A 12691-nucleotide genomic window follows, 5' to 3' on the forward strand; every position below is an offset into this window, starting at 1 on the left:
AGTACAATCATCACGGTGTGACAAGAGTTCTATAACACCCTATAGGGATAGTCAGTTGTCGAAGTAGCTGATGTAGTTAGTTTGCTCAGCGTATTCTTGCAGGTCGTCTCCTCTGACATCCATTGTGTGATCTATGATACTGGAAACAAGACCCTCAGCAGCGTTGAAATGCGATTGTATCTGTAACTCGATGTCGATGAATTCCAAATCTATCTGCCCGTAGTGATGCTCCGCGTCCTGTGCGTATCCATCGGGAGGATAGCGGTCAACATCGGATTCAATCACATTGATGTCCTCAACATTGACGATAACAGATACCCGACGGTCCCCAGTATTCTCGTCGAGGTAGTCACTGTAACTCGTCGGGAGCGTGAGATAGTGTTGAACGAAGGTCCGTAGTCCACTAATCACGCAGTGTTCGTCCTCAAAGCTCTCCAACGTAGCTTCCACGGGACCATCAGTCGGGAGTTCTCCTTCTACTGTAGAGAGGACCTGCTCGAAGGAATACGCCGCTGCAAGGTAGTTGTGAATGTCTGTCCCCAGTTCCCTATCGAACTCGTCCGATGTATGGAATCCCTGTGGTTGTCGCAATTCCTCCACAGATTCAGTGATCCGTTTCTTGTTGACCTCCAGAATCGAGAGTGCGCTGTCTAACTCAAAAATTCCCTCGACTAAATCCCGTGCTTGGTGAAGTTCTTCATGGAGTGAGGCCTTGTGGCTAAACTTGGAGATTGTCGGATGATTACTGTCTGGGTCTTGGCCGTTACGGAATGCCTCTACACTGACCCCGTGACCGATGTCCTTGACGAAGATACCGTAATCCATTGAGCACGACGGACACTGGTACTCTGCTTCCAACTCGTAGTCGTTCTGAGACGGATGAAATTTCAGATCGCTGTACTGGAAAGATTCCTCACAGTGATCGCACTGCAATTTTCCTGCGATATGGTATGCGAACTTGAAAAGTTCAGCCATCAATTGGATGCAACTGGTTCCGCCCTGAAGTTGAATATTTGGATGCGCTGACTATACGAGAATTGATTAGAGATCGACATCTCTCATTGGAGGGTGGATCCCGTCCATCACCCGTGGGACGACAGGCCCAGAGAACTCGAGCGGCGCCGCGACCGTCGCCCAGCCTCGTCGATCGTAGCGTCGATAGGTGGCGCCTCGACGTCGAGGTTGTCGACGGTCAGCCCCTCGCACACCCGTTCGGGCAGGACGAAGGTGACGTCTCATTCCGGCGGGCGAATCGCCGCACTGCCTGGTAGCGACTGTTCGACGGCTGCCCCATCGCGACGAACAGACCGGTGTCGGCGATGTGGAGCGGGCTCACGCGTCGTCAGCGGTGCCATTACTGCTGACTCGACGCAGTGGCGTGTTCTACAGCCACCCCGCTAATCGAGATTGGCTCCTTCCAGCGTGTCATAGAAGTCTTCACATGGTACAGTCATATTCATTATCTTTTCAGAGAGTAACAGACGTAAAAGAGCGTGCACTAGGTGCACGACTCTTAGAATCGTTCAAAGATAGGACTTTTATTCCCGTATAGGGACTATTCTTGCTCAGTTGGCGTTATTCGACGTATCGACCGTGATTTCTATAGAGCCGCAGACAGCAGGCTTGGAGCCGGTAACGCTGAATCCATCGATAGCCATGAGAACAGTTCTATGACACCCTCTCCTTCCTGTGGCGGTGTGCGTGTCAGGTTCTGGGCCAGACGCCGCGGGTGAAGTCGATGGCGTTGTTCCATTTGCCGGCGAGGGTGGAGACGGCGAGGTCGCCGGTGACGTTGTTCATCGTGGCGATTCGGCCGAGGATGGGGTCAACGCCGGCGACGAATCCGACGACGGTGAGCGGGAGGCCGACGGATTCGAGGATGATGGTGAGCATGATGAGGCCGGCGCCGGGGACGCCAGCGGTACCGATGCTGACGAGGACGACAGTGATGAGGAGTGTAACTTGATCAATGAGACCAAGGTGGATTCCGAAGAGGTTCGCGGCGAAGATGGCGGTGATGGATTGGCGGATTGCGGCGCCGTCCATGTTGATGGTGGCGCCGAGCGGCAGGCTGAACCCGTAGAGGCTTTCGTCGATGGCGAGGTCATCGTCGGCGTTCCGCATCGTCACGGGGAGTGTGCCCGAGGAGGAGCGGATGGTGAAGGCGGTGAGCATCGCGTCTTTCGCGCCGCTGAGGAACGCGATGGGGGACTGGCCGAGTCCGATGACGGTGATGAGGCCGAGATAGGTGACGAGAATGTGGAGTAGGACGGCGAGTGCGATCGCACCAACGAGTGTGGCGAGCGAGATGATCGCCTCGATGCCGTTCGTCGCCATCGAGGACGCCATCAATGCGAACACGCCGATGACGGCATACTCCATCACGGCCCAGACGATCTTGAATAATGCCTGCGTGCCCGCGTCGACGAACTCGAAGAAGCCCGTGATTGCGCTCTGAACCGCGTCCTCGTCGGTCGTCTCACGGACGATTGTGAGTGCGAGGCCGAAGACGAGGGTGAAGAAGATGATTGAGAGGATGTCGCCGTTGGCGGTGGCGGCAACCGGGTTGTTCGGGACGATGTTGAGGAAGACGTCTGCGAGCGCTGGTGGCTGTGCGGATTGTGCTTCCCCACCGGTGAATTCGACGCCAGTACCGGGGTTGAGGAGGTTGCCGATCGTCAAGCCGAACACGCCGGCGAGCGCTGTTGTCGCCATATAGAGGAGGACGACGGAGCCACCAATACGGCCGAGCTTGCTGGGTGTGAGTTTCCGGATGCCACCCAGGAGGGTGAAGATGATGAGGGGGACAACGAGCATTTCGAGCAACCGGAGGAAGAGGTCGCCGAGCGGGGCAAGCAGTGTTGCAGGCTCACCGATGGTGAGTCCGAGGAGTGAGCCGGCGACAAATGCAAGCGCGATTCGGTAGACGAGCGGGACTGACCGATATCGCGTCCACGCACTACTAATCATGGCCGTGTTTTGACTGTCAGGTATCAATAGCGTACGGTCTCGTCAAGTCCCACCGCGACCTGCAGACCACCCGTAGTGGGCAGTCTCGACCGCATGGCTGGCTATGCTGTGGTGGTTCGGACGCTGTCGTTTGCCCACCACTGAAACCGGTGTTAGATACCGGCAACACTCAACGCCACACGACAGAGATAAGTTGATCCTTACTTGCGGAGATGATACCTGCCTTAGTGTCGAAATGATACCGAGATGGCGTGTCGCTGTTCTGTGGATGGAATGAAGGGGCCCACCTCCAGGTTGTGGCTGCGAGCGCAGCGACCCTGTGGGAGTGAGCACGGAGCGGTGGGTGGGGCGGTGGGGTCTGGGTCTGGTCTGGCAGACAAAAAGAAAGAGACCGCGGGTCGCCTTACTCCCACCAGGCCTCGCGGTCGGGGAAGAGCATGGTGCTCCAGCCGGTGACAGCGATCGAGACACGGCCTTGGTACCAGCTCGTGCTTGCACCGCGAATCTGCACGCGCTCACCTTCCTCAACGATCTTCGGATTCGACCGCACCCAGCTGGTGAATTTCGTCTTTCCACTCTTGTCTTCGATCAGTCCGACTTGCTCAACTGCCGGGTCCGGGGCGTCCCACAGTTGCACGACTGTGCCCACAACGCTCACCTCGCCACGATCGACGTCCCCAACGCAATCGATGGGGATGATCTGTCCGGGTGCGGCCTCAAGGTCGTCTTTCACGTCGAGGACGGCACTGGGGATGTCTGCGCCGTCGCGCACCGCCTGGGCGAGCCGCCGGCTGATCGCCGCGCGCGACCACCCATCGAGCTCGTCCGCTAACCGACTGGCTTGCTCGTTCACCGCCCCGAGTTCCTCCTGGGAGAGCATCTCGCGAGGATCGTGGTCGGGGCTCAACGACTGGTCCACGCTGGCCGCCCGCCGCTCGAACTCCCTGCTCCACGCCGCGCTCCGTTCGCTCGCGACGTCGCGCGCCCGCTCGGCACGCCCCTCCTGCTCGCCCAACTCCGCCCGGGCGCTGATCCGTTCGAGCTCCGCTTCGCGTGCCTTGATGCGTTCCTCCTGTGCAAGCGTCACACCGGGAATCCGCTCTTGACTCGCATCCGCGATCCCGTCCGGGTGGTTCGCATCCACCTTCGCCTGCGTCTCCGCTTGGACCGTGGCCTGGAACGCCGGCGTCTCCGCAACTACCGTGAAGCCATCCTCATCGACTGTCTCGCGCTCTTCGTCGCCAAACTGTTCATCCACCGAAACAACCTTCTGACTCGCGTTCTGACTCGACATTGCAGTATTACTCGAAGGCGCTCACGCGCCGACCCGCCGCGATGCTCCAACATCGCGGCATTCCTCACACGACCCGACAGTGACGTCTCTGCGCTCTCGCTCGCGCCTTCGCCTCGCCCCCAGCGGGGGCGAGCGAGAGCGCTCGACACAGCGGCACGGATCCAGCCGCGCGCGGCGACCCGCCGGGAGCGAGCGACCAGCGCATTCCCCGTTCGCCGCGACGCAACCCCGTCCGTCGCGGGCGGCCTAGCCGCGGTCCCCCGGACCCGAACGGGTGAAGCGCTGGCGTCGAGACCAGATGCACTTTAGCCCGGACCGGGCGCGGGCGGTGCGGAGAGCGCCCGCATGCCCGGACTGGTCGGTCGCGAGCGACGCGAACGGTGAACCCCGTGAACCGTGAGCAGGCGACCGGCGGCACGCGCCGAGCGCGGCGAACCGGCGCACAACCTTCCTCAGGGAACCCTACAGCGCCAAACGCCACAGAGAAGGTGCGTGTTACAGTATTGTTTCAGCTAGACGCTACCGTAGCTCCTCGTCACAAAACCACTCCAACAGGGACCTGAATGAACTAGCCACCGGAATCAGCTTGCATCACAGCTATACCCTGATCGCTGATCACCGGTTGGGGTGTGCCTAAGGGCACAAAACCGAGGTACCTCGCGCCTTCGGCGCGAGCACCGCCCCGCTACCGCCCCCATCGGGCGCGCGAAAATTTTACCAGTTACTGATATCCCGGGTGTGGCTCGTATGTGTCTGTTTCATCTTCTGAATCCGGCTCTTTCAGAACTTCATCAAACATTCCCTCGTATTTCTCTGGTACATATGGCCAAATATCTGATATATCTATGTCCTCCTTGGTGTCCTTGTGTCTGAAGATGAATGGACCGTTGAATACAAAGGTGAGTACAAAGCCAAGATATGCCGATCCCAGTCCAACGAGAATTAGATTTGAATGGTCAAAGTGATGTACCAACTCGATAACAGCATATATCAAAGATATTGGATAGCTCACTATAGAGAACCAGAGAAAGACAAATCTCATAGATTCGTCTGGAACACGAGGAATCACACTGAGTACGTCTTGAGAAGTGAAGCGGCTATTTTTTCGAGTATCTCCTTCTCCAAGTATTTCGGTAGCAAGATCGTACAGGACCATTGCCCCGCAGCAACTAACCGCACCGGAGAAGATATACATCCAGTCCCCAGTCAGATGATACAAATAGGCGAGTGTTAGTGTCGGTAGCCAAACGCTGTTTTTCCTCCTCTCCCCAAATGAACTAACGATCTGCTGAACGCCATTCATAGGCGTCAATTGGCCGTTTCACAGTTATTATTTTATTGCGATTCTGAATCGGGACGAGTGTGGGGCATCGCTTGATCTCACCCCCACTGGTTGCCCGTCAAGAGAACTGGTTTCCGAGATGTGCACACAAAACCGGGAGTCCTGTGTGAACGAATATTTGCGAGGAATCCGGAGTCTACCTGTTCAAGCGTAGATTCTCAGAGAACGATGAGGCGTGAGGGTGTTCTTGTTCACACGATAGCCGATATAGGGGTGACTCTGCTTTGTTGAATCCGATGATAGCGTCGGGGTCACTGTTTGGGAGCCTGTTCGAGGTTGTAGACTGCGGCGGTCACCACGATTTCGCGGAACTCGCGGTACCATGCGCGAGGGTGGACAGCGGGGCCGAATCGACGCTTGATGGCCGAAAAGGCAGTCTCGGCCATCCAGCGCTGGCCGTATAATTCGCTGTCCAACCGTGCGTTGTGGGCGTGATCGTAGGCAGCAAACAGCCGGTGACGCAGCAGGGGCCGGACGCCCTCCGGTCAGAGGGCGTCCCGGAGCGATTGGTCGTCATAGCCTTTGTCGCCGGTGAGACTCTCGATTTTCTCCGTGTTACGAAGGGCGACTCGACGGCCAGTTTGGGTGTCGTGGGGCCAGTGTGCCGAGCAGTGAAGATCGAGGATGGCACACGAATTTGTATCGACGAGGGCCGTCGTTTTGAGCGTGCGTATGTGGCGATCCGAGCGGTGTTGATAGTGACTCGATGCCGTTTCGCGGTCGAAGAAGGTGGCATCGATGGCCCCATGCGAGCCCGGATCGCAGATGGTCGCGGACTCCCGAAGGAAGCCGCGCCACACAGACATGGGCCCCCTCTCGAACGACCGGTACAGCGTTGAGGGTGCGGGAAATGCCGTTCGCGCGAGCTGTAACAGCCCACGAACGTGATCCATTTCACTCGCCCAATCGACGATTTCGCGGTACGTCGCGTCCATGTGAACCCGCAAAAAGTGGAGCGTCACATGCTTCCAGCCGGGAAATCCGTTGCCAGTCGGATCACTCACCGCCGTTGGACTGGCGGCACAGCGCTTTTGAGCCAGCGACGTGGCTTGCTTAACGAAGCGGAAGAGGAGTTTGGACACATTCGGCTCTTCCGCTTCGCTTCCACCTTCAGAGCGACGCTATCCCGTCGCCTTCTGCGGATTCAACAGAACAGGAAAGTCAAATTCGATTACGGCTATCCCGATTCCCTAACTAAGCTCTTTGACGCAGAGGGTCACGAGAATCTCGTAAACCTCACCACGGTCGGTTGGGTCGAGGTCGACCAAGAGTTGGGGTTATACGATTCAGTCTGTGACTCTCTGATTAAGGGAGAGTTCGCTTACGACTTCTTGAGGGCCGGAAGGGTGAATGTCGGTTCGGGCGACATTGACCTCTCTCTCAATGGCTACGGGTTGAACTAAACAGCAGATTCATGACGAGCCAATTCCACATCGAATACTAATGGATACCGAGTTACGTACGCATTTGCTGTTCATTGAGATCCTTCTGATAGTGGTCGTAGCGATTGGCGTGTTTACGTATGGCCAGCTAGTTCCGCAATCTGGGCTGCTAGGTCTCGGGCTGCTGGGCGTCGTTGGAGTGCTATTTCTGTATGTATACGAATCGACTGAGTGAGTAGTGGAGCCCTCCTCTCTTGATGTACACCCAGTCGAGAACTGGTGTCTGTCTATTTCCAGTTAAGTTGGCGAAGCAGCGAGCGTTCCCTGCTCCCGACGCTGTCACTTAGATATTCTCGCAGCCACAAATTAATGTGAGTGTAGGTCGTAGTAGGTGGTAATGAGCGAGAAGACACCACCGGATCTGGATCTCACCGGGGAGTGGGATGCGACCCTAGAAGGCCGGACAGTGAAGGATCGGGTCTACGAGGTTGCGACAGCAGTGACGTCGCCAACGTCGGTCACCGACATCGCAGAGCGAGCGGACTGCACGAAGGAGGGGGCACGGCCACACCTCGAGTGGTTCGTCGACCTCGGCGTCCTTGAGAAGGTCGCGGACAACCCCGCGCTCTTCGTGCGTAACGAGGCGTACTTCGAGTTCCGCCGCGTGACCGAACTGACGCGGGAGTTCGAGACGCCGGAGGAAATCGCGGACAGGATTGTGGAGTACCGAGAACGAGAGCGCGACCTCGCGGCGTCGTTCGAGGCGTCCTCTCCCGGTGCGGTCGTTCTCTCGGACGTCGACTCTGAGGACCTTGACGAGGCCTACGATCGGCTCAGTGAATGGCGTGCGGTCACGCGGCGACTGCGTGAACTCCACGAAGCGAAACTCCGTCTCGAATCGGACTCCGGCTCGACATCTGCTTCCTCGTTCCCCTGATGGAGCGCGCTGACGATTTGAATGAGGAGCGCCTCCGTATTCTCGGCCGACACCTCGCCGATCTCTCCCTCGTCGAGACTGTCCGGTACTTTCCCGCTGGGAAGGAGGACCGTGTCGTTGCCACCCTCGAAATCAGCTACTATCCGGATATCGTTGACTCGGCTCGCCTCGAGGTACGTGTGCGGCTGAATGGTGACTTCAATTTCCAGTATTTCGAAGGCTGGTCGGGTGAACAGTGGTCGTGTCGCTGGGATCGGCATCCGAACTCGCACAACACCCGCGATCACTTCCACGTTCCCCCCGACCCGCACGAAGAGGCCGCTGTCGATGCGTCCTATCCATCGCCTCCGACCGATGTGCTTCGCCTCGTTCTGGAGACGATCGAACACCGTATCAACGATCTCTGGACGTCGACGACAGACCCAACGTTCCCCAGCGAATACGAGTTCACTGGCGAATTCGGTGACTCGTACCGTGACGACGACTAACGCTCTCGCCCGGTATTCTGCTCTGCTTCGACGTCGCCTGTCTGTGTGCTCACATCAGCTTCTCGAATGAGGTGTGTTCCGAGGGCGCGAGTCCAGTAGGTTGTCGGCCCATCAGGGCTACAGCGAGCGCAGAGATGGAGCGTGCCTTCGAGATGGGCGAGTTGGACGCGATAGCGGGTGAGGGCGGCGACGGCGTCGACGAGACAGCCACAGCCATCGCACGCGAAGCGATGTGCGCCGTCCGGGTCTGGGTGCTCACGAAGCGCGCACTCCACGCAGATGGGGTGGGTGATGAGTTCGTCCTTGCCCCATGAACCGGCTTGGCCGAGGCGGACGTCGGGGCCGGCGTCGCAGAACGCACAGCCCTCGAGCGTCTGCTGGCTCATGCATCCACCCCGTCGTCGCGACCGGCTTCCCAACCCTGGTGGTAGGCAGCGAGTTGGACGACGTCCTCGAAGACTGTGTTCGTCGGCGCGTGAACGAGCATGCGGTCGGTCGGCACTGCTACCACGGTGTCGTCCTCGAGAAGGTCGGCGATCAGCTTGCGGGCCTCCGACTCCGGCAGGTCGTCGATTCGTCGTCGGGCTTGATCCGCGTCTCTGGCGAGTTGCTCGCGCTCGAAGCACTCGGCGTCATCGCTTGTGTCGGCGTGTCGATCTGGTGCAGTCATTGGTGGAACTCGCGACGCGTGGTGTGCGTCGCAGCCCTCAACGGCGCCGACAAACGCGACGGCGGTCACATCCCGGTGGCTCTCAACACCTTAACCAACACCGCCGTCCATCACCCCAGAAGCGTTGGTTAAGAGCGGGCGGCGGCAGCCTTGGTGCGAGGTATACTTCACACGCGATTCCGTATGGTGGATCGAATGGCAGATGATGACCTGGTCGTCCACTGCGAACTCGCCGACAGCGTGGATCTTCGCGCGGGACTGGAGGCCGCGTACATCGAACATCTGGAGGTGGACGCCGAGCGAACGATCGTCATCTATCAGAGTGCGATTCTGATGGTGGTCGCGACCGACGGCGACGCGACGGCGGTCCACGCGTTCGACGTCGAACTCTGGGAACCCCCCATCCACACTCACGATTTGGGCCCGGACGAGGTTCTTGCGGAGTTCGTTGAGGACGTCACTACTGCGCTCCCGACGACACGCCAACCGGAGTAATACCGCTCCATCACTACACCCTACAGCATCCGACAGTAGTCCCCCTTACAACCCCCCACAGATACGTCCCTTCACGGCTCCTTTCTCCCGGGAACACTCCAAACGACCCCATCTCGATTCTCCCTCATCTGGCCTCCCGAGTCGGCCACTCCATACTGTGTCGTGACCGACGACGGCGCGCGCCGAGCGTGCCGGACTCTGGAAACCACTCGATCACAGTCGGAGTCCAGAGGGGGATTCTTGCGGAGTTCATCCAGGAATTCACTACTGCGCTCCCGACGACACGCCAGCCGGAGTGACACTCCGGACTGAATCGATGCTGTCTGGGACTGCCATGAGGCAAAGACCTATATTTGATTAGAGGGTGTCACAAGGTGAATGGAACGGCCGACTCGAGAACGCAGCGAAGAGCAGGCCGAGCAGGAGCAGACCGGCGACGAGACCCAGCACTGCCCGGAGTGTGAGTCGACGAACATCATCACCGACCAGGGGGAGCGTATCTGCGAGGACTGCGGGCTCGTTCTCGACGACGACCAGATTGACCGCGGCCCGGAGTGGCGCGCGTTCAACTCCCAGGAGAAAGACCAGAAGAGCCGGGTGGGCGCGCCAACCACCCAAACGATGCACGATAAGGGGCTAACCACCCAGATCGACTGGAAGGACAAAGACGCCTACGGGCGGACGCTCGACTCGAAGAAGCGCAATCGGATGAACCGCCTCCGGAAGTGGCAGGAGCGCATCCGGACGAAGGACGCGGGCGAGCGCAACCTCCAGTTCGCCCTCTCCGAGATGGATCGCATGGCGTCCGCACTCGGCGTCCCCCGCTCGGTTCGCGAGGTTGCATCAGTTCTCTATCGGCGTGCGCTCAAGGAGGACCTCATCCGCGGGCGCTCCATCGAGGGTGTCGCCACTGCCTCGTTGTATGCGGCCTGCCGCAAGGAGGGGATCCCGCGCTCGCTCGAGGAAGTCACGGAGGTCTCGCGGGTCGACCAGAAGGAGATCGGGCGCACGTATCGCTACGTCGCCAAGGAACTCTCCCTCGAGATGGAGCCGACCGACCCCAAGGAGTACGTGCCGCGTTTCGCGAGCGACCTTGACGTCTCTGAGGAAGTCATCGCGAAGGCCAACGAAATTATCGACACGTCCGCCGAACAGGGCCTCCTCTCCGGGAAGAGCCCTACTGGGTTCGCGGCGGCCGCGATTTACGCCGCGAGCCTCCTCTGCAACGAGAAGAAGACCCAGCGCGAGGTCGCCGACGTCGCGAACGTTACTGAGGTCACTATCCGCAATCGCTATCAGGAGCAAATCGAAGCCATGGGCTTCGAGACGTAGGTTTGGACGTCTTCCCCGCGTTTATGTAGTTTCCACCGTCGGCTGGATGTCATTCGAGAGATTTTGCCCTGTTTTGGAATCCACCGCCACAGTCACACGTAGGTGGATGCGTTTTTGATTCGACAATATTGCCGCACTTCAGGCACTCATACGTGGAGATGCTTTTGGGGTCATTCTCGTGTTCAACGTCTGTTCCATGCGGCATGGAGGGTACTTTGGACTCACTCCCTAAATATTATGCCTTAGTATAATATTAGGGGGTTAAAATACCCCGGCCAGGCGCATCATTCTGTAGATTATAATCACTTGCCTAAACCAATCACTGTAGTGATGGCTAGATTATTCGGCTAGTAGATTGACGCACTACTGCTGGAGCGCCTCCAAAATGCAACTGGCCAGCTAGCCGCTGGAGTGGGCTAGGTTCCTGGTTCTGGAGCGCACCATGCGGCGACGATGCCACAGATGGCGAGGAGACCCGCGAGTAGGAATGCTGCATTGAACCCGGCTAAGTTAACGATCGCACCGCCGGCGATTGGAGCGAGGAACGCTCCTGCGAGCCCGATACTCGTCTGGAACGCGACGGCTGTTGCGGCGACTTGGGGGTCAACAAGTTCGCGAACGTACGTGAATGATAGACCGAGGATCAATTGAATAGCGAACCCGGACAAGAGCAACAGTAGAACGAGCAGTGAGAGGGCACGGAAGTGCGTGAAAATGAGGAGGGCCGGAGCAGCGACGGCAAACGACCCAAGCATAACTGGACGACGACGACCAGCGAATAGTCGGTCCGAAACCAGGCCGCTACTGATCCGGGCAAGGATGCCGACTGCGGGAAAGACAGCGACCAAGAGGCCACCGATTGCGAGTGGGAATCCAAGCTCCTGAGTGAGATATGATGCGCCCCAGCTATTCACGAATAAGTATAACGCGTAGCCGAGGAATCCGAGGAGGCCAACTAACCAGACACTCGGATTTCGAAGGACTGCGCTAAACTCCGTGAGCGTGGGTGCGTCTCCGTGGCTTCTGCCGTGGCCTTGGCTGAGCGGCCAGAAGATGACTAAGCCCACAAGTGCAGGTCCGGTGAATGCAACGAAGATAGCGGGCCAGCCGAACCGGCCGGCGATATATGGGCCCACTCCTTGACCTACTGCGAATCCAATGGGCCCACTCGCGGTGAAAATCCCGACGGCGGTCGCGCGCTCAGCACTATTTACTGCCCGGCTGACGATGTCGATCCCCGCGTTCCACACGATCACATAGGCGACACCACCGAGTGCTCGAGAAGCAATGACTGACCAGTAACTCCCATGTCGGCCAGCAACCCACCCCCAACTCCCGGCAACGAGTAAGATGAGAACTGCGACTGCGATGGCGGTTCTGGAATTTGTTCGGTCAAGGACCGCCCCAATAGGGAGACTGGTAATGACTGCGGAGCCGAACATAATCCCGACGAGTAGCCCGGCGATGGTCGGACCAATCTGTAGCGAGTCTCGAATAAGCGGTGTTACACTCGCCGGGACGATCTCATATGCTGCGAGTCCCGTTGAGATGAGACTGGCTCCTATGACGAGCCCCCAGATTGACTGAGTCTGCTGTTGGGGGCGCCGAGGAGGGCGGTTTTCAGATTCGACATCCGAGCTTCGCGCGGTCATCATTCAAAAATCTGAGAGGGGGGACCGTAGTGCTTGGGTGTTCGTGCAGCTCTGTGGAACCTTATGTATTCAATACTATTCCAGCTGCAACAGTCATTAAGTCGGTTTGCGAGTTGAACACCGGCATTC

At 58.4% G+C, this 12691-nt stretch carries 12 protein-coding genes and 2 pseudogenes; 4 read left to right on the forward strand and 10 right to left on the reverse strand.

Features of this window, described 5'->3' with window-relative positions; translation table 11 throughout:
- Window positions 1-51: 51 nt before the first annotated feature.
- From EFA46_RS14555 to EFA46_RS14580, 6 genes and pseudogenes are all read right to left on the reverse strand, one after another.
- Window positions 52-975 (reverse strand): hypothetical protein, encoded by a 924-nt coding sequence (locus EFA46_RS14555; protein WP_123078755.1) that lies wholly within the window; start codon window positions 973-975, stop codon window positions 52-54.
- Window positions 976-1047: 72 nt separating this feature from the next.
- A pseudogene (locus tag EFA46_RS14560) lies at window positions 1048-1336 on the reverse strand (hypothetical protein); the annotation flags it as partial.
- Between the two features lie 368 nt (window positions 1337-1704).
- The gene (locus EFA46_RS14565; RefSeq protein ID WP_123078757.1) at window positions 1705-2970 is read right to left on the reverse strand and encodes a dicarboxylate/amino acid:cation symporter; all 1266 of its coding nucleotides are present in this window, start codon (window positions 2968-2970) and stop codon (window positions 1705-1707) included.
- A gap of 403 nt (window positions 2971-3373) precedes the next feature.
- Window positions 3374-4264, reverse strand: coding sequence for a DNA-binding protein (locus EFA46_RS14570; protein WP_123078759.1), 891 nt, complete (start codon window positions 4262-4264; stop codon window positions 3374-3376).
- Window positions 4265-4985: 721 nt separating this feature from the next.
- Window positions 4986-5567: a hypothetical protein gene (locus EFA46_RS14575; protein WP_148040716.1), complete on the reverse strand. Its 582-nt coding sequence runs from the start codon at window positions 5565-5567 to the stop codon at window positions 4986-4988.
- Window positions 5568-5857: 290 nt separating this feature from the next.
- Window positions 5858-6688 (reverse strand): annotated as a pseudogene (locus EFA46_RS14580) (IS5 family transposase).
- A gap of 697 nt (window positions 6689-7385) precedes the next feature.
- On the opposite strand from EFA46_RS14580, the gene EFA46_RS14585 reads away from it, so the two are divergent.
- Together EFA46_RS14585 and EFA46_RS14590 are read left to right on the forward strand one after the other, a co-directional pair.
- Entirely contained in the window at window positions 7386-7925 is a 540-nt protein-coding gene (locus EFA46_RS14585) for a hypothetical protein (RefSeq protein ID WP_255494128.1), read from the forward strand.
- Entirely contained in the window at window positions 7925-8413 is a 489-nt protein-coding gene (locus EFA46_RS14590; protein ID WP_123078761.1) for a hypothetical protein, read from the forward strand. Before EFA46_RS14585 ends, EFA46_RS14590 begins: the two co-directional genes overlap by 1 nt.
- Here the strand turns inward: EFA46_RS14590 and EFA46_RS14595 are convergent.
- Complete coding sequence (locus EFA46_RS14595) at window positions 8410-8799, reverse strand: hypothetical protein (protein WP_123078763.1); 390 nt, start codon at window positions 8797-8799, stop codon at window positions 8410-8412. The two genes, EFA46_RS14590 and EFA46_RS14595, sit on opposite strands and share 4 nt — an antisense overlap.
- The gene (locus EFA46_RS14600; RefSeq protein WP_176969907.1) at window positions 8796-9083 is read right to left on the reverse strand and encodes a hypothetical protein; all 288 of its coding nucleotides are present in this window, start codon (window positions 9081-9083) and stop codon (window positions 8796-8798) included. Before EFA46_RS14600 ends, EFA46_RS14595 begins: the two co-directional genes overlap by 4 nt.
- 195 nt (window positions 9084-9278) lie before the next feature.
- Here EFA46_RS14600 and EFA46_RS14605 point away from each other — a divergent pair, with 195 nt between their 5' ends.
- Window positions 9279-9578: a hypothetical protein gene (locus tag EFA46_RS14605; protein WP_255494129.1), complete on the forward strand. Its 300-nt coding sequence runs from the start codon at window positions 9279-9281 to the stop codon at window positions 9576-9578.
- A 378-nt stretch (window positions 9579-9956) separates the two neighbouring features.
- Window positions 9957-10910 (forward strand): transcription initiation factor IIB family protein, encoded by a 954-nt coding sequence (locus EFA46_RS14610; protein WP_123078769.1) that lies wholly within the window; start codon window positions 9957-9959, stop codon window positions 10908-10910.
- A gap of 49 nt (window positions 10911-10959) precedes the next feature.
- On the opposite strand, the gene EFA46_RS14615 is transcribed toward EFA46_RS14610, so the two are convergent.
- Both EFA46_RS14615 and EFA46_RS14620 read right to left on the reverse strand, forming a co-directional pair.
- Window positions 10960-11115: a rubrerythrin-like domain-containing protein gene (locus tag EFA46_RS14615; protein ID WP_123078770.1), complete on the reverse strand. Its 156-nt coding sequence runs from the start codon at window positions 11113-11115 to the stop codon at window positions 10960-10962.
- A 211-nt stretch (window positions 11116-11326) separates the two neighbouring features.
- Window positions 11327-12562 carry an MFS transporter gene (locus EFA46_RS14620; protein WP_123079270.1) on the reverse strand — a complete coding sequence of 412 codons (1236 nt, stop codon included), beginning with the start codon at window positions 12560-12562 and terminating at the stop codon, window positions 11327-11329.
- Window positions 12563-12691: the final 129 nt, after the last annotated feature.

It is taken from the genome of Halarchaeum sp. CBA1220, assembly GCF_003721175.2.
In the GTDB taxonomy this organism is placed as follows: Archaea; Halobacteriota; Halobacteria; order Halobacteriales; family Halobacteriaceae; genus Halarchaeum; species Halarchaeum grantii.